The following is a 24,047-nucleotide window of genomic DNA, read 5'->3' on the forward strand; positions in this document are numbered from 1 at the left end:
CAACAGGTTTATTGGCGCAGCATAAAAAACGCGCGTCAGATCACGCTTTGCCCGAAATGCCCAGCACGCGCGCTTCGGGCGCGCTGCCGTCCATCAGGGCCTGCGTCGGGCCGTCGTAATAGATGCGGCCGTCGACCACCAGCAGCGTGCGCGGCGCGATGCGTGCGGCGTCGTCGAGGTTGTGCGACACCATCAGCAGCGTCAGGTTGCGCTGTTCGCATACCGTCTGCAGCAGTTGCAACATCTCGTTGCGCAGCGCCGGATCGAGCGCCGAGAAGGGCTCGTCGAGCAGCAGGATCGGCCGTTGGCGAATCAAACAGCGCGCCAGCGCGGCGCGCTGACGCTGGCCGCCGGAAAGTTGCGACGGCAGGCGCTCCAGATGCTCTTCCAGACCGACCTGACGGGCGATCTGCGCCCGCTGTTGGCGCTGCTGTTCAGTCAAGCGCAGTCCGGGATCCAACCCCAGCCCGATGTTCTGCGCCACCGTCAGATGCGCGAACAGGTTGTTCTCCTGAAACAGCATCGATACCGGCCGCTTGGCCGGCGGCGTGGCGGTGTGGTCTTCGCCGTTCAGCAGCAGCCGGCCGCTGGCCGCCGGCAGAAAACCGGCGATCAGGCTCAGCAAGGTGCTTTTACCGGCGCCGCTGGGGCCGAGCACCGCGACGCGCTCGCCCGGCTGGATGCGCAGGTCAAAGCGCATCGGCAGGTGGTCATACAGGTAGGTCAGTTTTTCAAGCGTCAGCATGGCGGCCCGGTAAGCGTTCAATCAGGGTAAACAACAGGAAGCACAGCAGCAGCAGCAGCAGCGCGGTCACCGCCCCGTCGTTGCTGCGATAGGCGCCAATCTGCTGATACAGGTAAAAAGGCAGGGTACGGAAATGCTCGTTGCCAAACAATGCGACCACGCCGAAGTCGCCGATCGACAGCACGCAGGCGAAGGCCAGCGCCTGTGCCAGCGGGCGGCGCAGGGCGCGCAGCTCAATCAGCCGCAGCCGTCGCCAGCCGCGGATATCCAGCGACAGGCACAGCGGGTTGTAACGTTCGGCGAGGTCGCGCATCGGGTTCTCCAATACCTTCAGCGCATAGGGCACCGCCATCAGCGCATTGGTGAGGATCACCAGCGCATAGGGCGACTGCGGCAACCCAATTGTATCGCTCAGCAGCAGGAAGAAGCCGGTGGCCAGCACGATGCCCGGCATCGCCAGGATCACCATGCCGCTGAGCTCCAGCGCCTGGCCGCCGCGCAGCTGCTGCCGCAGTTTCAGCTCGCGGCTGCTCCACAGCAGCATCATCGTGAGCGCCACGCACAGCAGCCCGGCGCCGAGGGCGATGCGTAGCGACGTGAACAGCGCCTGCCATAGCACCGGCTGGCGCAGTACGTTGAGGATAGCCTGGTTGGCGCCATCGGCGATCACCGCCAGCAGAGGCGGCAGCAGCAGCAACAGCGCGGCGGCGATCAGCAGAAAATCGCCGACGCGTCGCCACAGGCTGTCATCCGGATTGCGCCAGCGCTGGGCGTGGGTATGCCCCACCGGCAATGCCTGGCTCAGGCGCTGACTGATCAACACCAGCCCGAGACAACAGCCCAGCTGGATCAGCGCCAGCATGGCGGCACGCCCCAGATCGTAGTCGTAACTCAGCGCCTGGTAGATCGCCAGTTCGATGGTGGTGGCCTGTGGCCCGCCGCCCAGCGACAGCACGGTGGCGAAGCTGGCGAAGCACAGCATGAAGATCAGCGCGCCGCTCGGCAGGATTTGGCGGCGCAGCGCCGGCCATTCGACGAAGCGGAACTGCTGCCAGCCGCTCATACCCAGTTGAGCGGCCAGCTGGCGCTGCTCTACCGGAATGTTCTCCAGCGCCTGCAGCAACAGGCGGGTGGCCAGCGGCAGGTTAAAGAACAGGTGCGCCAGCAGAATGCCCTGCAGACCGTAGGGCGAGAAACCATACTCGACGCCCAGCCAGCCGCACAGCGTCGCCAGCCAGCCCTGGCGCCCATAGACGCTGAGCAGGCCGAATACCGCTACCAGCACCGGCAGCACCAGCGTCATGGCGCACAGCCGCAGCAACAACTGCCGGCCGGGGAAACGGCGGCGATAGAGCGCGCGCGCCAGCAGAATGGCGGGCAGCACCGAAATCAGCGCCGACAGCAGCGCCTGCAGGAAGGTGAAGCGCACCACGTGCCACAGGTAACTGTCCTGCCACAGGCTGCGCCAGTCGCTGTCCGGCGCGTGACGCCACAGCGAACCCAGCGCCAGCGCGGCGACGAGCAGGATCAGGCCGGCGGCCAGCAGCCCCGGCCAGAGCCAGCGGGGGATCAGCGGCTGACGGCGGTTTGCCATGCCCGGATCCAGCCGCCGCGTTGTGTGGCCACCTCTTCGGCGCTGTATTGCAGCGCGGTCTGCGGCACGTTCATCTGCTCAAAGCCGACGGGCAGCGGGGTGTTGATCACCGGGTACATCCAGTTGCCGGTCGGGATGGTGTTCTGGAATGCCGGCGTCACCATGAACCGCATGAAACGCTCGGCCAGCTCAGGCTGTTTGGCGGCTTTCAGCTTGCCCGCCACTTCCACCTGCAGGTAGTGGCCTTCGCTGAACGTGGCGGCGGCGTAAAGGTCTTTTTTCTCTTCGATCAGGTGGTAGGCGGGAGAGGTGGTATAGCTGAGCACCAGATCGCCTTCGCCTTTCAGGAACAGGCCGTAGGCTTCGCTCCAGCCTTTGGTGACGGTGACGGTCTTCTTCGCCAACTGCTGCCAGGCGGCCGGCGCCTTGTCGCCATACACTTTTTGCATCCACAGCAGCAGGCCGAGCCCCGGCGTGCTGGTGCGCGGATCTTCGTAGATCACTTTCCAGTTGCGGTCGCTGCTGACCAGCTCCTGCAGGCTTTTCGGCGGGTTCTTCAGTTTTTCTTTGTTGTAGACGAAGGCGAAGTACCCGTAGTCGTAAGGCACGAAGGTCGCGTCCTGCCAGCCGCCCGGCACCGTCAGCCTGGCGGTATCGACGCCGCTCGGCGCGAACAGGCCGGTTTGCTGCGCCGCCTGCAGCAGGTTGTTGTCCAGCCCCAGCACCACGTCGGCGGCGCTGTTCTTGCCCTCCATGCGCAGGCGGTTCAGCAACGAGACGCCGTCTTCCAGCGCCACGAACTTCAGTTCACAGTCGCATTCGGCCTCGAAGGCTTTTTTCACCGCCGGGCCAGGGCCCCAGTCGGCGGCGAAGGAATCGTAGGTGTAAACCGTCAGCGTCGGCTTGGCGAACGCCGGCGCGGCGCACAGCAGCAATAAGCAGGGCAGATATTTTTTGACCACGTTGCACTCCTGAAAAATAAGGGGGCAAGGGCATCTGAGGGGGCGAGGCGGCGTCGCCGGTTCGCTGGGCTCAAATCCCTCCGCCGGTATTGACCGGATCAGGTTCGACGGGTGTGCTCTCAGCGGAAAATCAGGCTTATTACGCGGCCCGGCTCTCCGCACCCCGTTGAGACGGCGCTATTGTAAAGATTAACCGACTTGGGCGAAAGGCGCTTATGTCTCCGGCGGGGCAAACCAGGCGGACTTGAAGTCGAACCAGCCGAGGGTGTTCATCCGCACGCCGCGCATGCTGCGCTGGCCGTGCAGCTGCAGCCAGTGGTGGAACAGCGGATGCAGCTGGTGGTTGCTGACCAGACGCTGGCAGAACTCCGCCAGCGGCAGACGGTTGGCGCGCCACAGCGCCGCGTCCTGCGCCAGATCTTCGTTCATGCAATGCTGCATCAGCGGCAGTTCGTACAGCGTGGCGAACAGCGAAAACTCCAGCGGCAGATAGAAGTTGGCGCTGCCAAGCCACAGATCGCTGCGCGCGTCGCCCTGGTGCCAGGTGGCGTAATCCACGCTTTGCACGATCAGGCGGATGCCGTGCTGCGCCAGCAGCGGCTCGATCGCCTGACGGATGGCGTGAAACTCCGAATGCTCATTGAAGTGGGTCATCGTCAGTTCGGTCAGCCCCGCCGGTTTGGGCTGCTGCGCCAGCGCGCGGTTGTGGTGCCAACGGGGCAGCAGGCCGTACGCCGGCGACCAGTAGCGTTGGTAGAGCGGCCCGGCGTGGCTCAGCAGCGAAATGGGATTGATCAATTCGCACAGCCAGCTGCGAATGGCGGGATCGGCGGCCTGCGGGGAGCGCCGGTCGAACAGCAGGAAATAGCAGCCCTCTTCCAGCCGGCTTTCCAGTTCGTTGTTGCCGGTTTCATCGCCCTGCAGCTGTACGCCGGAATGCACCAGTTCTTCGGAGAACTCCGGCAGCACCCAGATATTCACCTCGTCGATCAGCGCCCGGTAGCCAAAATAGTCGTCGAAGGCGTGGATCTTCATCTGGCTGGGGAGATTGCGCACTACGCGATAGGGGCCGGTGCCGATCGGATGGCGGGCGAAATCCGGCAGTTCGCGCCATTCGCGCGGCAGGATCATGGCGTGCACGCTGCCCAGCAGCCAGGGCAGCCAGTGGTCGGGGCTGCGCAGATGCACGTCAATCACGAATGGCGTCGGCGAGGTGACGCTCTCTATATGCGAGAACAGCGGTTGCGAGGTCAGACGCGAAAGAGAAGTAATGACGTCCGCCATCTCCAGCTCGCGGCCGTGATGAAAATGGATCGCCGGGCGCAGGTAAAATCGCCAGTGCAGTGGCGTCAACGCCTGCCAATGGTGAGACAGATCGGACTCCAGTTCCCCGTTTTCCTCATTTATGCGCGTCAGACCGTTGAAGATCTGGCGCGCCAGATGGGTTTCCGAACGCCGCAGCGCCGAGCCGGGCAGCAGGTTGTACAACTGCCGGTAGTAGAGCACCCGCAGGATGTGTTTCCCCTGGCGGAAGCTACGCCCCAGCTGCGACAGCAGCATCTGGCGCACCACATTTTTGTCGCCCACCAGTTGCACCAGCTGATCGATGCGATCCTGTTCCAGCAGCTCCTCGGCCCGCTGTTGCTGCAGCGCCAGGCCGGTGTAGTGGAAGGTTAGCCGCGAACGCTTGCCGCGCCCCGACTCCGCCTGCCAGGTGAGCCAGCCTTCCCGCTGCATGGCGCTCAGCAGGGAGCGCACGTGGCGCCGCGAGCAGCTGAGCACCTCCGCCAGATCCTGCAGCGTGGTGTCGGTGGTTTCACCGTGGCAGCGCTGCCACAGGCGGATGAACTGCTGCTGCAATCTGGACGTGGACATAAAAGAGGAACGCTCCTGCTTCAACTCGTCAATTTTTCTTTCCCTATATTACGCCGATAATTTTCATCAATGAAAGGGGAGGGCGTAATCATGAAAGCTTTCTTATCCAGGCAGTTCTATCAGCGCTATTTCAGCGCGGTGCGCCGCCAGCGAGCCGACTGGCTGAGCGTGGTGCCCGAACAGGCGCGGCTGGCGATGCTGGCGCACCTGACGCAATGGGACATTAAAGAGATGACCGATAAGCAGTATCGCGAGCACCTGTAGGGGCTGCGGCAACAAGTTTCTGAGTAATGGTGCTGTTTCACCAGCCAGTGGGGTGACCCACTGGTTTTTTTATGCGCGGTCATGGCGATGCGCTTGCATTTTTCTCGCCGTGGCTTAAGGTTCTTTCTTCTGCTTTGAGGTCAGGGAAGACGATATGCAACGCATGAGCCGGTTGTCACTGCGCATTAACCCCATCTTTGCCGCATTCCTGCTGATCGCTTTTCTCTCCGGCATCGCCGGCGCGTTGCTGACGCCGACGCTCAGTCTGTTTCTGACCACCGAGGTCAAAGTGCGGCCGCTGTGGGTAGGGCTGTTTTACACCGCCAACGCCGTGGCCGGCATCGTGGTCAGTTTTCTGCTGGCCAAGCGCTCCGATACCCGCGGCGATCGGCGCCGGTTGATCCTGCTGTGCTGCCTGATGGCGGTCGGCAACTGCCTGCTGTTCGCCTTTAACCGCGACTATCTGACGCTGATCACCGCCGGGGTGCTGATGTCCGCCGTTGCCAACACCGCCATGCCGCAGATTTTCGCGTTGGCGCGGGAATACGCCGACAGCGAGGCGCGTGAGGTGGTGATGTTCAGCTCGGTGATGCGCGCCCAGCTTTCGCTGGCGTGGGTGATCGGCCCGCCGCTGTCGTTTGCGCTGGCGCTGAACTATGGGTTCACCGTGATGTTCCTGATCGCCGCCGCCACCTTCGCGGTTTGCGTGCTGCTGGTAGGGTTTATGCTGCCTTCGGTGCCGCGTGCGGCGGAGAATGGGGAGCTGCAGGGCGGGATGTCTGCGCCGATCGCGCCCGCCAGCGCCTGGCGCAATCGCGATGTGCGGCTGCTGTTCATCGCTTCGATGCTGATGTGGACCTGCAATACCTTGTATATCATCGATATGCCGCTGTATATCACCGCCGATCTCGGGCTGCCGGAAGGGCTGGCCGGGGTGCTGATGGGCACCGCCGCCGGGTTGGAAATCCCGGCAATGCTGCTGGCCGGTTATTACGTCAAACGCTTCGGCAAGCGTAACATGATGCTGCTGGCGGTGACGGCGGGCGTGCTGTTTTATCTCGGGCTGACGGTGTTGGCGACCAAGCCGGCCCTGATCGCGCTGCAACTGCTCAACGCGGTGTTTATCGGCATCGTCGCCGGTATCGGCATGCTCTATTTTCAGGATTTGATGCCGGGCCGGCCGGGCGCCGCTACCACGCTGTTCACCAACAGCATCTCTACCGGGGTGATCCTGGCCGGGGTGCTGCAGGGCGTGCTGGTGGAGAATTTCGGTCATGGTTCGGTGTATTGGATGGCGGCGCTGCTGGCGCTGGCGGCGCTCGGGATGAGCGCCAAAGTGCGTGAAGTGTGAGGTTAAACGACGGCATTCTTGATGCAAGTCATTGAGAAGGCTAAACCGGGCGCTCAAGCTGAAGGCATATGGCGCGCGATCGTTGCGCCCACGCCCGTCTCGCTATTGAGATGCCGCCCTGTCGTTTAGAACAGTGGGAACGTTATGGATAAACTCACACCGCTCAAACCGCTTCCTTCCCTGTGCGCCCTTGGCGCCACGCTGATTATCTGGTTCCTCATTCCCGTGCCGGAGGGCGTTGCGCCCAACGCCTGGCAGCTGCTGGCGCTGTTTATCGGCACCATCATCGCCATCATCGGCAAGGCGATGCCGATCGGCGCGGTCTCGGTGATCGCCATCGCTCTGGTGGCGGTAACCGGCGTCACCAACCCCGGCAAGCCGGGCGCCGCGCTGGACGACGCGCTCAGCGGCTTTTCCAACCAGCTGATCTGGCTGATCGGCTTTTCTATCATGATCTCCCTCAGCCTGAACAAAACCGGGCTGGGCGCGCGCATCGGCTACTACTTTATCTCGCTGTTCGGTAAAAAAACGCTCGGCATCGCCTACGCATTGACGTTGGCGGAAACCACGCTGGCGCCGGTGACGCCGAGCAACACCGCGCGCGGCGGCGGCATCATTCACCCGATCATGAAATCGATCGCCGACAGCTTTGGTTCCAAACCCGAGCTTAATACCGCCGGCAAGATCGGCCGCTATCTGTCGCTGGTGAACTACAACATTAACCCGGTCACCTCGGCGATGTTTATCACCGCCACGGCGCCTAACCCGCTGATTGTCAGCCTGATCGCCAAAGGCACCCACGGTAGCTTTGAATTGTCCTGGTCAATGTGGGCGATCGCCGCCCTGGTGCCAGGGCTGTGCTCGCTGATCGTGATGCCGCTGGTGATTTATCTGCTGTACCCCCCGGAGGTGAAAAGTACGCCGGATGCGCCGCGTTTCGCCCGCGAAAAGCTGCAGGCGCTGGGGCCGGTGACGCTGCCGGAGAAAATTACCCTCGGGGTGTTCGCGCTGTTGCTGGTGTTGTGGGCCGGCATACCGGCGATGATCTTCGGCCCGGCGCTGGCGGTCAATCCCACCACCGCGGCGCTGATAGGCCTGGCGGTGCTGCTGGCCACCGGCGTGCTGAGCTGGGAGGATGTGCTGAAGCATAAAGGCGCCTGGGACACCGTGGTGTGGTTCTCGGCGCTGGTGATGATGGCCAGCTTCCTCGGCAAGCTGGGGCTAATAGGCTGGCTGTCGCAAACCGTCGGCAACGGCATCGACCGTATGGGCATGAGTTGGGTGGGCGGCACGATCTTGCTGACCCTCATCTATTTGTATTCACACTATTTCTTTGCCAGCACCACCGCGCACGTGACGGCGATGTTCGCCGCCTTCTTCGCTGCCGGCATCGCGCTTGGCGCGCCACCGGCACTGCTGGGCCTGATCCTGGCGTTTTCTTCCTCGCTGATGATGTCGCTGACGCATTACGGCACCGGCACCGCGCCGATCATCTTTGGCTCCGGCTACGTGACGCTGGGGGAGTGGTGGAAAGCGGGATGGGTGATGAGTGTAATTAACCTGCTGATCTGGATAGTGATCGGCGGCGCATGGTGGAAGCTGCTGGGCTACTGGTGAGGAAAAAATTCACCCGCCGGGCGGCGGGTGAAGGGGATTAATTCAGAAACGCCGGCTGCTGCGCTTCGTAGCGGGAGATGTCCGCTTCGTGCTGCAGCGTCAGGCCGATGCTGTCCAGCCCGTTGATCATGCAGTGGCGGCGGAAGCTGTCTATTTCGAACGGATAGCTTTTGCCGCCGGCGTTGACCGTCTGGTTCTCCAGATCCACCACGAACTCCGTCCCTTCGTTGGCGTCCACCAGCTTGAACAGCTCATCCACCTGCTGCTCGCTCAGCGTCACCGGCAACAGCTGGTTGTTGAACGAGTTGCCATAGAAGATATCGGCAAAGCTCGGCGCAATCACCACTTTGAAACCGTAGTCGGTCAGCGCCCAAGGAGCGTGTTCGCGCGAGGAGCCGCAGCCGAAGTTCTCCCGCGCCAACAGGATGCTGGCGCCTTTATAGCGCGGTTTGTTCAGCACGAACGCCGGGTTCGGCTGCTGGCCGGCGTCGTCGAGGAAGCGCCAGTCGTTGAACAGGTGCTGACCGAAACCGGTGCGGGTCACCTTCTGTAAAAACTGCTTGGGAATAATGGCGTCGGTGTCGACGTTGGCCGCATCCAAAGGCACCACTAAGCCGGTATGTTGAGTAAATTTAGCCACGTTAGCCCCTTAGTGAATATCACGGATGTCAGCGAAGTGACCGGCGACGGCGGCCGCGGCGGCCATTGCCGGGCTGACCAGGTGGGTGCGCCCACCGCGGCCCTGGCGCCCTTCGAAGTTACGGTTGCTGGTGGACGCGCAGCGCTCGCCCGGATTCAGACGGTCGTTGTTCATCGCCAGGCACATCGAGCAACCCGGCAAGCGCCATTCGAAACCGGCTTCGATAAAGATTTTGTCCAACCCTTCGGCTTCCGCCTGGGCCTTCACCGGGCCGGAGCCCGGCACCACGATGGCCTGTACGCCGCTGGCGACCTTGCGCCCCTTGGCGATCGCCGCCGCCGCGCGCAGATCTTCGATGCGTGAGTTGGTGCAGGAGCCGATGAACACTTTGTCGATCGGCACCTCGGTCAATTTGATGCCCGGTTTCAAATCCATGTAGGCCAACGCTTTCTCGGCGGAGGCGCGCTCGACCGGATCGCTGAACGATTCCGGCGCCGGGATCGCCTGATTGACGGCGATCACCTGGCCAGGGTTGGTGCCCCAGGTGACCTGCGGCGCGATCTCTTCGGCGTGCAGCGTCACTACGGTATCGAACTGGGCGTCGGCGTCGGACTTCAGCGTGCGCCAGTAAGCGACCGCCTGCTCCCAGTTTTCGCCGGTTGGCGCGAACTGACGCCCCTTCAGGTAGGCGAAGGTGGTGTCGTCCGGCGCCACCAGCCCGGCTTTGGCGCCCATTTCGATCGCCATGTTGCACAGGGTCATACGCCCTTCCATGCTCAATGCCTCGATCGCCTTGCCGCAGAATTCCACCACGTGGCCGGTGCCGCCGGCGCTGCCGGTTTTGCCGATCACCGCCAGCACGATGTCTTTGGCGGTAATGCCCTCGGCGGCGTCGCCGGTGACTTCAATCTTCATGGTCTTGGCGCGGCCCTGTTTCAGGGTCTGGGTCGCCAGCACGTGTTCCACTTCGGAGGTGCCGATGCCGAACGCCAACGAGCCAAAAGCGCCGTGGGTGGCGGTGTGCGAGTCGCCGCAGACGATGGTCATGCCCGGCAGCGTCATGCCTTGTTCAGGCCCAATTACGTGCACGATGCCCTGGAACGGGTGGTTCAGGTCATACAGCGAAACGCCGAATTCCGCGCAGTTCTTGATCAGCTCCTGCATCTGGATACGCGCCATTTCGCCGCTGGCGTTGATGTCTTTGGTCTGGGTCGACACGTTGTGATCCATGGTGGCGAAGGTTTTGCCGGGTTGGCGCACCTTGCGGCCCATGGCGCGCAGGCCGTCGAACGCCTGCGGCGAAGTGACTTCGTGCACCAGGTGACGGTCGATATACAGCAACGGCGTTTCGTTCGGTGCTTCGTGCACCACGTGGGCGTCGTACAGCTTCTGGTATAAGGTCTTGGCCATGTTATGCCCCCTGAGCTACAAAGCGGGCGATGATATCGCCCATTTCATCGGTGCTGACGGCTTTGCCGTCACCGGCCAGATCGGCGGTGCGGTAGCCCTGTTCCAACGCCTGGTTGATGGCGCGCTCCACGGCGTCGGCCGCTTCATCGGCGCCCAGGCTGTAACGCAGCAGCAGAGTGGCGGACAGGATCTGCGCAATCGGGTTGGCGATGCCTTTGCCGGCAATATCCGGCGCGGAACCGCCCGCCGGTTCGTACAGGCCGAAGCCTTGCTCATTCAGGCTGGCGGACGGCAGCATGCCCATCGAACCGGTGATCATCGCGCACTCGTCGGACAGGATGTCGCCGAACAGATTGGAGCACAGCAGCACGTCGAACTGGGACGGATCCTTGATCAACTGCATGGTGGCGTTGTCGATATACATGTGCGACAGCGACACGTCCGGGTAATCCCTGGCGACCTGATTGACCACTTCACGCCACAGAATGGAGCTTTGCAGCACGTTGGCCTTGTCGATCGACGTCACCTTGTGGCGGCGCTTGCGGGCGGATTCGAAGGCGATGCGCGCGATGCGCTCAATCTCGAAACGGTGGTATACCTCGGTGTCGAAGGCGCGCTCCTGCATGCCCTGGCCTTCACGGCCCTTCGGCTGGCCGAAGTAGATGCCGCCGGTCAATTCGCGCACGCACAGAATGTCGAAGCCGCGGGCGGCGATGTCGGCGCGCAGCGGGCAGAACGCCTCCAGCCCTTGATACAGGCGCGCCGGGCGCAGGTTGCTGAACAGTTTGAAGTGCTTGCGCAGCGGCAACAGCGCGCCGCGTTCCGGCTGCTCGGCCGGCGGCAGGTGTTCCCATTTCGGGCCGCCCACCGATCCGAACAGGATGGCGTCGGCCTGCTCGCAGCCGGCGACGGTCGCCGCCGGCAGCGGGCTGCCGTGGCGATCGATGGCGATGCCGCCGACGTCGTATTCGGCGGTGGTGATGCGAATGTCAAAGCGTTGACGCACCGCGTCCAACACTTTGCGCGCCTGAGCCATTACTTCCGGGCCGATGCCGTCTCCGGGCAAGACGGCAATGTGATAAGTCTTCGTCATGTTCACACCGTTTCCTGATTATTTTGATGTTTGTTTTGCTGCAGGCGCTGCTTTTCTTTTTCTACCTGCTGTGAGCGCCAAATATTGTTCAACACGTGCACCATCGCCTTGGCGGAGGATTCGACGATATCGGTCGCCAGACCCACGCCGTGGAAGCGGCGGCCGTTGTAAGAGACCACGATATCCACCTGGCCCAGCGCGTCGCGGCCATGGCCCTTGGCGGTCAACTGGTACTTCACCAGCTCGATCGGGTAGTCGGTGATGCGATTGATCGCCTGATAAACCGCATCGACCGGGCCGTTGCCGGTGGCGGCTTCGGCTTTCTCTTCGCCGCCGCAGATCAGTTTCACCGAGGCGGTGGCCATGATGCTGCTGCCGGACTGCACGCTGAAGTAACCCAGGCTGAAGTGCTCAGGCTCTTCCTGCTGTTTGTTGATGAAGGCCAGCGCCTCCAGATCGTAGTCGAACACCTGGCCCTTTTTGTCGGCCAGCTTCAGGAAGGCGGCGTACAGGGTATCCAGGTTGTAATCCTGCTCCTGGTAGCCCATCTCTTCCATGCGGTGTTTCACCGCTGCGCGGCCGGAGCGGGAGGTCAGGTTCAACTGCACATCCTTCAGGCCGATCGACTGCGGGGTCATGATTTCGTAGTTTTCGCGGTTCTTCAGCACGCCGTCCTGGTGAATGCCGGAGGAGTGGGCGAAGGCGTTGGAGCCGACGATCGCCTTGTTGGCCGGGATCGGCATGTTGCACAGCTGGCTGACGATCTGGCTGGTGCGGAAGATTTCCTGGTGGTTGATGTTGGTGTGCACGTTCATGATGTCCTGGCGCACTTTAATCGCCATGATCACTTCTTCCAGCGAACAGTTACCGGCGCGTTCACCAATGCCGTTCAGGGTGCCTTCCACCTGGCGGGCACCGGCCTGCACTGCGGCGATGGAGTTGCCGACCGCCATGCCCAAATCGTCGTGGCAGTGCACGGAGATGATGGCTTTGTCGATGTTCGGCACGCGGTCATACAGGGTAGTGATGATGCCGCCGAACTGGTTCGGGGTGGTGTAGCCGACGGTATCCGGGATATTGATGGTGGTAGCGCCGGCGTTGATGGCGGCTTCGACCACGCGACACAGATTGTCGATCGGCGTGCGGCCGGCGTCTTCACAGGAGAACTCCACGTCGCCGGTGTAGTTGCGGGCGCGTTTTACCGAGCGCACCGCCATCTCCAGCACTTCGTCGAACGAGCGCTTCAGCTTCGATTCGATGTGCAGGGTTGAGGTGGCCAGGAATACGTGGATGCGGAACGCTTCGGCGACGCGCAGCGCTTCGGCGGCCACGTCGATGTCTTTGTCCACGCAGCGGGCCAGGCCGCAGACGCGACTGTTTTTGATTTGGCGAGCGATGGTTTGCACCGACTCGAAGTCGCCCGGCGAAGAGACCGGGAAGCCGACTTCCATCACGTCAACGCCCATTCTTTCCAGCGCCAGCGCAATCTGAATCTTCTCTTTTACGCTCAGGCTGGCCTGCAGCGCCTGCTCGCCATCACGCAGCGTGGTATCGAAAATAATGACTTGTTGGCTCATCGGTGCATTCCTTATCGTGTTGATTTCACGCTAAGCGGGCAAAAAAAAACCCGCGCAGTAGCGCGGGTTTCTTATGGGTGATCGGCTGAGTCAGCTCCGAACGTCGTCCACAGGCATACCGCGCAAACAAGATGCGTTGAGTAGTAGGCCTAGTAGACGGTGAGTACGGATCATAAGGGTTCAGCTTCTCTTAAATTGGGTGTCTGCCTAATTTGATACGTGATTGGCCTGGCGATGTCAACACCTGATTGAATGCGGGGACAATGCATCAGCCCATTAACTAAACAGAGGATCATTCGGCAAAAAAACGACGCCTTAGAGAAAAAAATGGGGCCAGTTTGCGTGCTGCTTAGCATAAACGAATCGAATATATACTGCGCTAATTGCTTCTGGATTTCGTTGCGTTAAGATTTGTGATGAAAAAAGCAAGAGGGATTAATCACGGGGAGCAATAAAATAACATTTTCAATACAAATGGTTTAAATTTAACTCATATGAATAATTGATTGTTTTAGTCATAATATAACAAAATAATGCGTTTTTACACAAAGTGAGCGGTGTTTTTAGATGGTTTGATTGCTTATGATGTGTTTTTATAGTTTGTCTCATACAGTGCGGCGACGTTGTTCAATTGTATTAATCATTGTTGATACCTAATTATTAGTACTACCCAGGTGGCATTCTTCTCGCTGACGGGGAAAGCTGCTGACATGTATTCCATATACGACTTATATCGTGTAGATAACACGAGGTTTTTTATCGATTGATGACGGTAATGGCAGGATTTGTCGTGCAAAGATAAGACAATGCGGCGTTTCATTGTTTGTCGAGCATAAGGATTAGATTATTTACACAGGATTTAGTGGAGTGAAATATGGCTGAATATGATTCAGAAATCGCCATGGTCAAAGAGCCGGCGGACATCCATTTGCGCAGCGTCGATCTTAATTTACTGACGGTGTTTGACGCCGTGATGCAAATGCAAAATATTACGCGAGCCGCTAATTCGTTAGGGATGTCGCAGCCGGCGGTGAGCAACGCGGTAGCGCGCCTGAAGGTGATGTTCAACGACGAACTGTTCGTGCGCTGCGGCCGCGGGATCCAGCCCACCATGCGGGCCAGGCAGCTGTTCGGGCCGGTGCGGCAAGCGCTGCAGCTGGTGCAGAATGAGTTGCCGGGATCTGAGTTTGAGCCGCTGACCAGCACGCGAGCGTTCTCCCTGTCGCTGTGCAGCCCGCTCGATTTGCGTCTGGGCGCCGGGATAATCAATCACGTCAAACAGATAGCGCCGCAGCTTAACCTGCAAATAAAGTCATACATTAACAATAATATTGAACGTCAATTGCGTTATCAGGACGTGGAGTTTGTCATCGGCTACAGCCGTTTCGAGTCGGCGGAGTTTCGCAGCCTGGCGATGTTCGACGACGAATTAGTGCTGGCGGTTGCGCAGGCGCACCCGAGAATAGGCGAGGAGGTGACGCCGGAACACATGCTGGTCGAGCAGCATGCTGCGGTTTCCCTGGAAAGTTTTGGATCGTTCAGTAAACCTTTTTATTTAGACGAGCCGATGCTGCGCGCCGTGACGCAGCAGTGCACGGATCTTTACAGCGTGTTGAATATGGTGTCGCAAACGGAAATGGTAGCGATTGCGCCCGCCTGGTTGGTGCGACAGCAGACGGAGGCGTTGAAAATAAAGGCAGTTCCTTTATGTGGCAACGATAATAAAGCCACCTGCTACCTCTCCTGGCATGAATCCTCAGAGCGGGATAAAGGCCACCAGTGGATGAAATCTGTCCTGATTGAGGCGGGTAACCCAAAGTAAAGCGATAAAGATGGGAACCATATAAAGATAATATTCAACTGAGCGTTTTTTTCTCATGATAAAAACTAAGAACTATCTGCGTTTTTATTAAGATATTTCTTGGTTTTTCGGCGATAGAATAACTTATTCTCAGGATAAATTTGTTCATTTAGCGAAAACAATTAATATAAATTAATATTCTGATTTTTACTTTCCAGCTGGAATTTTAAACTAACTCGATGTGGCGGCCCGAACGGGCCGCGTTTTATGGCCGCCATCAAACCTTTTCCTTCCCGTTTTGTCCAACCCATGAAAGCGCGAAAGCCGGCCTGAGTTTTGGCTCACACTTCTACGCTGAAATCGCTTTTCCCCCTGCCTGAGAGTAGGTAGACTGCGCGGAAAAAAGTAAACACGTGTAAGCTGAGATGAGGGCCGCAAGGCATCGTTCAGGCTTAACTGTATGATTCATTTCAGGCTTAGAGCACTATGATCACTAATCTGCTGCAATACCATTTGATCCATCGTATACAGCATCAAATCACCCACCGAGCCGATCGCACAGCATTTCGCCAATGGTCGCCCAACGGCGAGTTTCAACTGACCTGGGGAGCGGCGGCTGCCCGCATTGATCGCATTGCTGCCGGGCTGCTGGCGCTGGGCGCCGAAGTGCAAGAACGTATCGGTATCTTCGCCAATAACACGGTGGCCTGGTCGTTGACCGATCTCGCGATCCTGCACCTGCGTGGCGTCAGCGTACCGCTCTATTCCACCAATACGCCGGCGCAGGCGGCCTTCGTCATCAACGACGCTGACATTCGCATCCTGTTCGTCGGCGAGCAGGCGCAGCTGGATGCCGCCATCGCACTGCGTGGCGTCTGCCCACAGCTGAGTTATATCATCGTGTTCGACGAGGGCGCCGATCTGCGCGGCTGCGAGATCGCACAACACCTGAGCGCCTTCGAGCGCGCTGCCGATCCGGCGGCTTTTATCGCTCAACGTCGGCAGCGCATTGAAGAGTGCGACCTGCAGGATCTCTTTACCCTGATCTATACCTCGGGCACCACCGGCGAACCGAAAGGGGTCATGCTGGACTACCGCAACCTGGCGGCGCAGCTCTACCTGCACGATGAGAGACTGACGGTCGGCGAAGAGGATGTGTCGCTCAGTTTCCTGCCGCTGTCGCACGTGTTCGAGCGTGCCTGGAGCTTCTTTGTCATGCATTCCGGCGCGCAGAATGTTTTCCTGCCGAACACCGACTGGGTACGGGAAGCGATGGGGCAGGTGCGGCCGACGTTAATGTGCGCGGTACCGCGTTTCTACGAGAAGATTTTCAGCGCGGTGCATGAAAAAGTGGCGCGTGCCCCTTGGCTGCGCCGTGCGCTGTTCCACTGGGCGATCGTCTGCGGGGAGCGCAAGTTCCTGCAAGAGCGGGCCGGCAAACCGTTGGGCAAACTGTTCGAACTCTCTCACCGCTGGGCCGACAAGCTGGTATTGAGCAAGCTGCGCGGCATTCTCGGTGGCCGGGTGCGTTTCTTGCCGGCGGCGGGCGCCAAGCTGGATGACAATGTGATCCTGTTTTTCCAGGCGATGGGCGTCAACATCAAGTACGGCTACGGCATGACCGAAACCTGTGCGACCGTGTCCTGCTGGGAAGAGGGGCATTTCCGCTTCGGCTCTATCGGTAAACCGCTGCCGGAGGTCGAGGTGCGCATCGGTGAAGAAAATGAAATTCAGGTGCGCGGGCCGATCGTGATGCGCGGCTATTTCAACAAACCGTTGGAAACCGCCGCGACCTTTACCGCCGACGGCTGGCTGAAAACCGGCGACGCCGGGGCGATCGATGAAGAGGGCAATCTGTTCATCACCGAGCGCCTGAAAGATTTGATGAAAACCTCCGGCGGCAAATACATAGCGCCGCAGATGCTGGAAGGCACGCTGGCGCAGGACCGCTTTATCGAGCAGGTGGCGATCATCGCCGATGCGCGCAAGTTCGTTTCCGCGCTGATCGTGCCGTGCTTTGAGTCGCTGGAAGAGTACGCGAAGTCAGTCAACCTGAAATACCAGGATCGCCTGGAGCTGCTGCGCAACGGCGAGATCCTCGCGATGTTCGAAAAGCGCCTGCGCGAGATGCAAAAGGAGCTGGCGCGTTTCGAGCAGGTGAAGAAGTTCACGCTGCTGCCGGCGGCTTTTTCCATGGAGTTGGGGGAGCTGACGCCCACGCTGAAGCTGCGCCGCAAAGTGATCCTGCAGCGCTATCAGCGCGAAATCGACTCGATGTACCAGGAACAGGCCTGACGCCGCCGCCGAGCCATGTGCCCGGCGAAAAAAACGGCATATCCATCACCTGATTTAGTTCTGTAATTTCCCTCCTGTTCGAAACAATGCCTAGCCCGACAACCCTGAGGCTAGCGCATTGTTTTTATAAAGCTGCGATCTCCAGCCGCTTGGCAATAACCCCGCCACCGTTAAGCCATTTTGCCGTTTGCCTGCCCCAAATTCTGACGTTATGTTAATTCGATAGCGACAACCCATAAAAACTTTGGGGCATTGCCCCGCAGCAGGCGCTACGTTCCGGCGCCAGAGAAGAATAAGCAAGCCTGGAGGCAAACCCATGGAGATGTTGTCAGGAGCCGAGATGGTCGTCCGATCGTTGATCGATCAGGGCGTTAAACATGTATTCGGCTACCCCGGCGGGGCGGTGCTCGATATCTACGACGCCCTGCATACGGTCGGAGGGATCGATCATATTCTGGTGCGCCACGAGCAAGGGGCGGTGCACATGGCCGACGGCTACGCGCGCGCCACCGGCGAAGTGGGCGTGGTGCTGGTGACCTCCGGCCCCGGTGCCACCAACGCCATTACCGGCATTGCCACCGCCTATATGGACTCGATCCCGATGGTCGTCCTGTCGGGGCAGGTGCCCAGCTCGCTGATCGGCTACGACGCCTTCCAGGAGTGCGATATGGTGGGGATTTCTCGGCCGGTGGTGAAACACAGTTTCCTGGTGAAACGTACCGAAGACATCCCGGCGGTGTTGAAGAAGGCCTTTTACCTGGCTTCCAGCGGCCGCCCCGGCCCGGTGGTGATCGATCTGCCGAAAGACATCGTCGGCCCGGCGGTACGGATGCCTTATGCCTATCCGCAGGACGTGAGCATGCGTTCCTACAACCCGACGGTGCAGGGCCACCGCGGGCAGATCAAACGCGCGCTGCAAACCATCCTGGCGGCCAAAAAGCCGGTGATGTACGTCGGCGGCGGCGCGATCAACGCCGGTTGCGAAACCGAACTGTTGGCGTTGGCGGAGCAGCTGAACCTGCCGGTGACCAGCAGCCTGATGGGACTGGGCGCTTTCCCCGGCACCCATCGCCAGAGTGTCGGTATGCTCGGCATGCACGGCACCTATGAAGCCAACAAAACCATGCACCATGCCGACGTGATCTTCGCCGTCGGCGTGCGTTTCGACGATCGCACTACCAACAATCTGGCCAAATACTGCCCGGACGCCACCGTGCTGCACATCGATATCGATCCGACCTCGATCTCCAAAACGGTGGACGCCGATATCCCGATCGTCGGCGATGCCAAACAGGTGCTGGTGCAGATGCTGGAGCTGCTGGCGCAGGACGAGAAAGCGCAGGATCACGATGCGCTGCGCGATTGGTGGCAGTCTATCGAGCAGTGGCGCGCCCGCGACTGCCTGGGCTACGACAAAAACAGCGGCACCATCAAGCCGCAGGCGGTGATTGAAACCCTGCATCGCCTGACCAAAGGCGACGCCTATGTGACCTCCGACGTGGGGCAGCACCAGATGTTCGCCGCGCTCTATTATCCGTTCGACAAACCGCGCCGTTGGATCAACTCCGGCGGCCTTGGCACCATGGGCTTCGGCCTGCCGGCGGCATTGGGCGTCAAGCTGGCGCTGCCGGAGGAAACCGTGGTGTGCGTGACCGGCGACGGCAGCATTCAGATGAATATTCAGGAGCTGTCCACTGCGCTGCAATATAACCTGCCGGTGGTGGTGGTGAACCTCAACAACCGCTATCTGGGCATGGTCAAGCAGTGGCAGGACATGATTTATTCCGGCCGTCATTCGCAGTCTTACATGGATTCGCTGCCGGACTTCGTCAAGCTGGCCGAGGCTTACGGCCATGTCGGCATCGCCATCCGCACGCCGGATGAGCTGGAAAGCAAGCTGGCGCAGGCGCTGGCGGAAAAAGAGCGGCTGGTGTTCGTCGACGTGACCGTCGATGAAACCGAACATGTCTACCCGATGCAGATCCGCGGCGGAAGCATGGACGAAATGTGGCTTAGCAAAACGGAGAGGACCTGATCATGCGCCGTATTTTATCTGTCTTGCTGGAAAACGAATCCGGCGCCCTGTCGCGCGTGGTGGGGTTGTTCTCCCAGCGCGGTTACAACATCGAGAGCCTGACGGTGGCGCCGACCGATGATCCGACGCTGTCGCGCATGACGATCCAGACCGTCGGCGACGAGAAAGTGCTGGAGCAGATTGAGAAGCAGTTGCACAAGCTGGTGGACGTGCTGCGCGTCAGCGAACTGGTGCAGGGCGCCCACGTCGAGCGAGAGATCATGCTGGTGAAGCTGCAGGCCAGCGGCTACGGCCGTGAAGAGGTGAAGCGCTGCGCCGACATTTTCCGCGGCCAGATCGTTGATGTGACGGCGACGCTGTATACGGTGCAGCTGGCCGGCACCAGCGACAAGCTCGACGCCTTCCTGAGCGCGGTGCGTGAAGTGGCGGAGATCGTGGAAGTGGCGCGTTCCGGCGTGGTCGGCGTGTCGCGCGGCGACAAAATCATGCGCTGAGCGCGATCTGGCGGCGAATAATCGGGGCGCGGCGTGGCTGCGCCCTTTGTTTTTCGGTATTTTTTGCCCGATTGCTGGCACCTTTCGGCAAAAGCGGTTGCTAGGCAGTGTTTTCTGCTGTTAGATCGCAGAGGCTGGATTGAATAACCGTACGGGATGCCATGGTTAATCCGAGCACAGCCTTCACTTCTATTTTCAGCGTCATTAAGGGGTTAATGTGAAACTGGATGAAATCGCGCGTCTCGCGGGCGTTTCGCGCACGACGGCCAGTTATGTCATCAACGGCAAGGCGAAGCAGTATCGTGTCAGCGATAAAACCGTCGAGAAAGTGATGGCCGTGGTCAGGGAGCATAACTATCACCCGAATGCCGTCGCGGCGGGGCTGCGCGCCGGGCGCACCCGTTCTATCGGCCTGGTGATCCCGGATCTGGAAAATACCAGCTATACCCGCATCGCCAACTACCTGGAGCGCCAGGCGCGCCAGCGGGGTTACCAATTGCTGATCGCCTGTTCCGAAGATCAGCCGGATAACGAAATGCGCTGCATTGAGCACCTGCTGCAGCGTCAGGTGGATGCCATTATCGTCTCCACCGCCTTGCCGCCGGAACATCCTTTCTATCAACGCTGGGCCAACGATCCGCTGCCGATCATCGCGCTGGACCGCGCGCTGGATCGCGAGCATTTCATCAGCGTTGTGGGCGCCGATCAGGAAGATGCCTTTGCGCTGGCGCAGGAGCTGCGCACCTTCCCGGCTGAATCGGTGCTGTATCTGGGCGCCTTGCCGGAGCTTTCGGTGAGCTTCCTGCGTGAGCAGGGCTTCCGTCAGGCCTGGCAAGAGGATCCCCGCCACGTCGATTACCTGTACGCCAACAGCTATGAACGCGAAGCCGCCGGCGCGCTGTTTGCCGAATGGCTGAAAACGCACCCGATGCCGCAGGCGCTGTTTACCACGTCGTTCTCTTTATTGCAGGGCGTGATGGACGTGACGCTGAAGCAACTCGGCCGCTTGCCGACCGATCTGGCGATCGCCACCTTCGGCGATCATGAACTGTTGGATTTCCTGGAGTGCCCGGTATTGGCGGTAGCGCAGCGCCATCGCGACGTGGCCGAGCGCGTGCTGGAACTGGTGCTGGCCAGCCTGGACGAACCGCGTAAACCCAAGCCGGGGCTGACGCGCATTCGCCGCAATCTGTTCCGCCGCGGCAGCCTGAGCCGCAAGTAGTTTGCCTGACAGGGGCCCGCGTTGGCGGGCTCCTGCTTTAGACGTAGTCCGCCACCCGGAACAGCCGCCGGCAGTATTCCAGGAAATAGCCATACACCACGCCCATCGCCATGGATACCAGCGCATTGCTGGTTACCGCCGCCAGCATTTGTTGGCCGTCGGCGCCTACGCTCCATAGAATGGCGGCATAAACCGGCGACTGGAAGCTGACGTAGGCCAGCAGATCGGCGAGGTTGCGCAGCAGGAACTGGCCGCGCGGGCAGCGGCGCGCCGTGCGGATAAACAGATCGCGATAGCGGCCGTAAGGCCAGGCGATCAGGATGTTGACCGGGATCGACAACAGGCGTGAAGAGAGGGATTGCTGGAAGCTCATGCCTGAGATCAACACTTCTATCGCCATGCCGGCGATAAAGCAATACACCACCAGTGCGAACGTATCGGCAGCGGCGCTACGCCAGTGAGTAGCGGGCGAAAGCATGTGTCACCCCTTATGGTTAAAACTCTGTTAAATCATTCGTTGTTGGATGTTAAGGCTGGTTTTTTGCCTTTTTTATAGTGTACTCATCTGGATTATGTTTTTTAACTAGGTTTATATTTTTATTTTTAACATTTGTTCGCTTTTTGTCCCGCAGAACAGAGGCGTAGGATGGAGCGGAGAGATTAAAATCGGCGTTTTTAAATAAATCGATTAAAAACATAAGGTTGCGATTTTTCGTTTTTGAAGGGGATTTTTTCCGGCAAAAATTGTGGAAATAAAGGTGTAAGAAAATGAAACCATAATTGTAAACAGGTATTTTGGGAATAATCTTACCAAGTTGATTTGAATCGAAATTACTTCTGCTCGTAATATCCGAGCCATTTATTTTTATCGCGGCCTCATCACGGCGGTGCAAATTGAAGTAAAATAGCGCCCGGTTTTACGGTGAATAACGATTGAGCGTTATTAACTCAAGGAGTTATGGCCTTATTCCGCGATCGGTTCGCCTGGCGCCGAGCCTTGGCGGGCGCGGCTCGCCAGCGGTTACCGCCCTGAGATTGCCGAGCTGAAAAATGAGACATGGCTTGCAGAAGGAAGTAATGAGTTAATTAATCGCCAGTTCGTCAGGTTTTTAATCAGATTCTTTACGCTTAGAAAATTCTCTCCGTTTATCATGGTGTTAATTTTTAATCGTCGAATAATCAGAGTTTCTTTCGCGAGTCAGCTCCCAAAATGACCAGAGAAATATTGCCAAAGCGCTGGCGCTCTGGCTTGACAAGGTTTTCATACCCTCCGTAAACTCCATTGTGTGGGAATTTGTGGGGTAAAGTGGTGAAAACGGTCACTAAGGGGTAGCTCAGGAATGTTCCGTGGAGCGACGATGGTCAACCTCGACAGCAAAGGGCGGCTCGCCGTACCTACCCGATATCGGGAATTGCTCAACGAGGAATCGCAAGGCCAAATGGTCTGTACCATTGACCTCCATCAGCCCTGTCTGCTGCTTTATCCTTTGCCCGAATGGGAAATTATTGAACAAAAATTATCACGTCTGTCGAGCATGAATCCCGCCGAGCGCCGCGTTCAGCGCCTGCTGTTGGGGCATGCCAGTGAGTGTCAGATGGATAGTGCCGGTCGTTTGCTGTTAGCCAGTACGCTGCGGCAACACGCCGGGCTCACGAAAGAAGTGATGCTGGTCGGTCAGTTCAACAAGTTTGAACTGTGGGATGAACAGACCTGGTATCAACAAGTCAAGGATGATATTGACGCTGAACAGTCGGCTCAGGAACCGTTGTCTGAGCGGCTACAGGACTTGTCGCTATAAGCATGTTGGAAAACTATAAACACACCACCGTCCTGCTGGACGAAGCCGTCAACGGCCTCAACATCCGCAGCAACGGCATATATATCGACGGTACTTTTGGTCGCGGTGGCCATTCTCGTCTGATTCTGTCCCAGCTGGGGCCGGAAGGGCGCTTGCTGGCGATTGACCGTGACCCTCAGGCGATTGCAGCCGCCAAATCTATTGAAGATCCTCGTTTTACCATCGTACACGGCCCATTTTCCGAGTTGTCGCACTATGTGCGGGAGCGCGAGCTGGTGGGCAAGATCGACGGCGTTCTGCTCGATCTGGGCGTTTCCTCGCCGCAGCTTGACGACGCGGAGCGCGGGTTCTCCTTTATGCGCGATGGCCCGCTGGACATGCGCATGGATCCGTCCACCGGCCTGTCTGCCGCGGAATGGCTGATGAAGGCCGAAGCGGACGACATCGCCTGGGTGCTGAAAACCTTTGGCGAGGAGCGTTTCGCCAAGCGCATCGCGCGCGCCATCGTGGAAAGAAACCGCGTGGAGCCGATGACGCGCACCAAAGAGCTGGCGGATCTGATCGCCGATGCCAGTCCGTTCCGGGAAAAGCACAAGCACCCGGCGACGCGCAGCTTCCAGGCGATCCGCATCTATATCAACAGCGAGCTGGAAGAGATCGAGCGTGCGCTCGACGGCGCGCTGGAAGTGCTGGCCCCACAGGGCCGTTTGTCGATAATCAGCTTCCACTCGCTGGAAGACCGCATCGTCAAACGCTTTATGCGTCACCATAGCCGCGGCGCCCAAGTGCCGGCCGGCATTCCGTTGACCGAAGAGCAGCTGCGCGGCATGGGCGGCCGGACGCTGAAAGCGCTGGGCAAAATGATGCCGTCGGAAGCGGAAGTGGCGGACAACCCGCGTGCGCGCAGCTCGGTGCTGCGTATTGCTGAGAGGATGCCCGCGTGATCGGCAACGAACGTCACGGTCTGGTTGGGGTCATTGGCGGCGATCTGCTGCGCAACGCCAAGATCCCCCTGATTTTACTGATTGCGTCACTGGTCTCCGCGATTTTCGTGGTGACTACCGCGCACCGCACCCGCCTGCTGACCGCCGAGCGCGAACAGCTGGTTCTGGAGCGCGATGCGCTGGACATCGAGTGGCGCAACCTGATTTTAGAAGAGAACGCCCTCGGCGATCACAGCCGGGTTGAACGTATCGCGACAGAAAAACTGCAGATGCAACACGTTGATCCATCGCAGGAAAATATCATCGTTAAACAATGAATGGTTTAACCG

20 protein-coding genes and 1 riboswitch are annotated in these 24,047 nt (G+C 59.4%); of the genes, 11 read left to right on the forward strand and 9 right to left on the reverse strand.

From position 1 onward, the window contains the following. Positions 1-40 precede the first annotated feature (40 nt). From thiQ to sgrR, 4 genes are all read right to left on the reverse strand, one after another. Positions 41-745: a thiamine ABC transporter ATP-binding protein ThiQ gene (gene thiQ / locus GT753_RS15250; protein WP_160125734.1), complete on the reverse strand. Its 705-nt coding sequence runs from the start codon at positions 743-745 to the stop codon at positions 41-43. Continuing rightward, positions 732-2,339 carry a thiamine/thiamine pyrophosphate ABC transporter permease ThiP gene (gene thiP, locus GT753_RS15255; protein WP_160125735.1) on the reverse strand — a complete coding sequence of 536 codons (1,608 nt, stop codon included), beginning with the start codon at positions 2,337-2,339 and terminating at the stop codon, positions 732-734. Before thiP ends, thiQ begins: the two co-directional genes overlap by 14 nt. Next, positions 2,315-3,301, reverse strand: a complete 987-nt coding sequence (gene thiB / locus GT753_RS15260; RefSeq protein ID WP_044029701.1) for a thiamine ABC transporter substrate binding subunit — start codon at positions 3,299-3,301, stop codon at positions 2,315-2,317. Before thiB ends, thiP begins: the two co-directional genes overlap by 25 nt. A gap of 57 nt (positions 3,302-3,358) precedes the next feature. Then, a riboswitch (TPP riboswitch) is annotated at positions 3,359-3,477 on the reverse strand. 37 nt (positions 3,478-3,514) lie between these two features. Beyond that, positions 3,515-5,176 (reverse strand): HTH-type transcriptional regulator SgrR, encoded by a 1,662-nt coding sequence (sgrR, locus tag GT753_RS15265; RefSeq protein WP_160125736.1) that lies wholly within the window; start codon positions 5,174-5,176, stop codon positions 3,515-3,517. A 90-nt stretch (positions 5,177-5,266) separates the two neighbouring features. Here sgrR and sgrT point away from each other — a divergent pair, with 90 nt between their 5' ends. The 3 genes from sgrT (at position 5,267) to GT753_RS15280 (ending at position 8,408) form a co-directional block, all read left to right on the forward strand. Beyond that, entirely contained in the window at positions 5,267-5,440 is a 174-nt protein-coding gene (sgrT, locus tag GT753_RS15270) for a glucose uptake inhibitor SgrT (protein WP_004932838.1), read from the forward strand. Positions 5,441-5,594: 154 nt separating this feature from the next. Next, a complete protein-coding gene (locus GT753_RS15275) occupies positions 5,595-6,791 on the forward strand; it encodes a sugar efflux transporter (RefSeq protein WP_160125737.1) in 1,197 nt (398 codons plus the stop codon). Between the two features lie 144 nt (positions 6,792-6,935). Next, positions 6,936-8,408, forward strand: a complete 1,473-nt coding sequence (locus GT753_RS15280; RefSeq protein ID WP_015376639.1) for a DASS family sodium-coupled anion symporter — start codon at positions 6,936-6,938, stop codon at positions 8,406-8,408. 37 nt (positions 8,409-8,445) lie between these two features. Here the strand turns inward: GT753_RS15280 and leuD are convergent, their stop codons facing one another. The 4 genes from leuD to leuA are packed head-to-tail and all read right to left on the reverse strand — an operon-like array spanning position 8,446 to position 13,128. After that, entirely contained in the window at positions 8,446-9,048 is a 603-nt protein-coding gene (gene leuD, locus GT753_RS15285) for a 3-isopropylmalate dehydratase small subunit (RefSeq protein WP_004932829.1), read from the reverse strand. Positions 9,049-9,057: 9 nt separating this feature from the next. Next, entirely contained in the window at positions 9,058-10,458 is a 1,401-nt protein-coding gene (gene leuC, locus GT753_RS15290; protein WP_044029698.1) for a 3-isopropylmalate dehydratase large subunit, read from the reverse strand. A gap of 1 nt (position 10,459) precedes the next feature. After that, positions 10,460-11,551, reverse strand: coding sequence for a 3-isopropylmalate dehydrogenase (gene leuB / locus GT753_RS15295; RefSeq protein ID WP_004932823.1), 1,092 nt, complete (start codon positions 11,549-11,551; stop codon positions 10,460-10,462). A gap of 2 nt (positions 11,552-11,553) precedes the next feature. Beyond that, positions 11,554-13,128: a 2-isopropylmalate synthase gene (leuA, locus tag GT753_RS15300; RefSeq protein ID WP_160125738.1), complete on the reverse strand. Its 1,575-nt coding sequence runs from the start codon at positions 13,126-13,128 to the stop codon at positions 11,554-11,556. Between the two features lie 874 nt (positions 13,129-14,002). Here leuA and leuO point away from each other — a divergent pair. From leuO to cra, 5 genes are all read left to right on the forward strand, one after another. Next, positions 14,003-14,950: a transcriptional regulator LeuO gene (gene leuO, locus GT753_RS15310; RefSeq protein ID WP_015376641.1), complete on the forward strand. Its 948-nt coding sequence runs from the start codon at positions 14,003-14,005 to the stop codon at positions 14,948-14,950. A 465-nt stretch (positions 14,951-15,415) separates the two neighbouring features. After that, complete coding sequence (locus GT753_RS15315; protein ID WP_015376642.1) at positions 15,416-17,224, forward strand: long-chain fatty acid--CoA ligase; 1,809 nt, start codon at positions 15,416-15,418, stop codon at positions 17,222-17,224. 316 nt (positions 17,225-17,540) lie between these two features. Continuing rightward, positions 17,541-19,259: an acetolactate synthase 3 large subunit gene (gene ilvI, locus GT753_RS15320; protein WP_121976312.1), complete on the forward strand. Its 1,719-nt coding sequence runs from the start codon at positions 17,541-17,543 to the stop codon at positions 19,257-19,259. 2 nt (positions 19,260-19,261) lie between these two features. Then, complete coding sequence (gene ilvN, locus GT753_RS15325; RefSeq protein WP_004932806.1) at positions 19,262-19,753, forward strand: acetolactate synthase small subunit; 492 nt, start codon at positions 19,262-19,264, stop codon at positions 19,751-19,753. Between the two features lie 217 nt (positions 19,754-19,970). Beyond that, entirely contained in the window at positions 19,971-20,975 is a 1,005-nt protein-coding gene (cra, locus tag GT753_RS15330) for a catabolite repressor/activator (RefSeq protein WP_044029694.1), read from the forward strand. A 37-nt stretch (positions 20,976-21,012) separates the two neighbouring features. Here the strand turns inward: cra and GT753_RS15335 are convergent, their stop codons facing one another. Then, on the reverse strand, positions 21,013-21,453 hold the full coding sequence (locus GT753_RS15335) for an L-alanine exporter AlaE (RefSeq protein ID WP_004932798.1): 441 nt from the start codon (positions 21,451-21,453) through the stop codon (positions 21,013-21,015). Positions 21,454-22,315: 862 nt separating this feature from the next. Here GT753_RS15335 and mraZ point away from each other — a divergent pair. Genes mraZ through ftsL form a run of 3 tightly spaced genes read left to right on the forward strand, consistent with a single transcriptional unit; the run spans position 22,316 to position 24,035 of the window. Further along, complete coding sequence (gene mraZ, locus GT753_RS15340) at positions 22,316-22,774, forward strand: division/cell wall cluster transcriptional repressor MraZ (protein WP_031300396.1); 459 nt, start codon at positions 22,316-22,318, stop codon at positions 22,772-22,774. 2 nt (positions 22,775-22,776) lie between these two features. Further along, entirely contained in the window at positions 22,777-23,718 is a 942-nt protein-coding gene (gene rsmH, locus GT753_RS15345) for a 16S rRNA (cytosine(1402)-N(4))-methyltransferase RsmH (protein WP_004932794.1), read from the forward strand. Continuing rightward, entirely contained in the window at positions 23,715-24,035 is a 321-nt protein-coding gene (ftsL, locus tag GT753_RS15350) for a cell division protein FtsL (RefSeq protein WP_015376645.1), read from the forward strand. Before rsmH ends, ftsL begins: the two co-directional genes overlap by 4 nt. The last annotated feature ends 12 nt before the right edge of the window (positions 24,036-24,047 follow it).

It is taken from the genome of Serratia sp. Z4 (genome assembly GCF_009900725.1).
GTDB classification, from domain to species: Bacteria; Pseudomonadota; Gammaproteobacteria; order Enterobacterales; family Enterobacteriaceae; genus Serratia; species Serratia nematodiphila.

Excerpts from the sequence above, each read along its gene's own strand:
- thiQ (WP_160125734.1), bottom strand. The coding sequence starts at position 745 with ATGCTGACGCTTGAAAAACTGACCTACCTGTATGACCACCTGCCGATG.
- thiP (WP_160125735.1), bottom strand. The coding sequence starts at position 2,339 with ATGGCAAACCGCCGTCAGCCGCTGATCCCCCGCTGGCTCTGGCCGGGG.
- sgrR (WP_160125736.1), bottom strand. The coding sequence starts at position 5,176 with ATGTCCACGTCCAGATTGCAGCAGCAGTTCATCCGCCTGTGGCAGCGC.
- sgrT (WP_004932838.1), top strand. The coding sequence starts at position 5,267 with ATGAAAGCTTTCTTATCCAGGCAGTTCTATCAGCGCTATTTCAGCGCG.
- GT753_RS15275 (WP_160125737.1), top strand. The coding sequence starts at position 5,595 with ATGCAACGCATGAGCCGGTTGTCACTGCGCATTAACCCCATCTTTGCC.
- GT753_RS15280 (WP_015376639.1), top strand. The coding sequence starts at position 6,936 with ATGGATAAACTCACACCGCTCAAACCGCTTCCTTCCCTGTGCGCCCTT.
- leuC (WP_044029698.1), bottom strand. The coding sequence starts at position 10,458 with ATGGCCAAGACCTTATACCAGAAGCTGTACGACGCCCACGTGGTGCAC.
- leuB (WP_004932823.1), bottom strand. The coding sequence starts at position 11,551 with ATGACGAAGACTTATCACATTGCCGTCTTGCCCGGAGACGGCATCGGC.
- leuA (WP_160125738.1), bottom strand. The coding sequence starts at position 13,128 with ATGAGCCAACAAGTCATTATTTTCGATACCACGCTGCGTGATGGCGAG.
- leuO (WP_015376641.1), top strand. The coding sequence starts at position 14,003 with ATGGCTGAATATGATTCAGAAATCGCCATGGTCAAAGAGCCGGCGGAC.
- GT753_RS15315 (WP_015376642.1), top strand. The coding sequence starts at position 15,416 with ATGATCACTAATCTGCTGCAATACCATTTGATCCATCGTATACAGCAT.
- ilvI (WP_121976312.1), top strand. The coding sequence starts at position 17,541 with ATGGAGATGTTGTCAGGAGCCGAGATGGTCGTCCGATCGTTGATCGAT.
- ilvN (WP_004932806.1), top strand. The coding sequence starts at position 19,262 with ATGCGCCGTATTTTATCTGTCTTGCTGGAAAACGAATCCGGCGCCCTG.
- GT753_RS15335 (WP_004932798.1), bottom strand. The coding sequence starts at position 21,453 with ATGCTTTCGCCCGCTACTCACTGGCGTAGCGCCGCTGCCGATACGTTC.
- mraZ (WP_031300396.1), top strand. The coding sequence starts at position 22,316 with ATGTTCCGTGGAGCGACGATGGTCAACCTCGACAGCAAAGGGCGGCTC.
- rsmH (WP_004932794.1), top strand. The coding sequence starts at position 22,777 with ATGTTGGAAAACTATAAACACACCACCGTCCTGCTGGACGAAGCCGTC.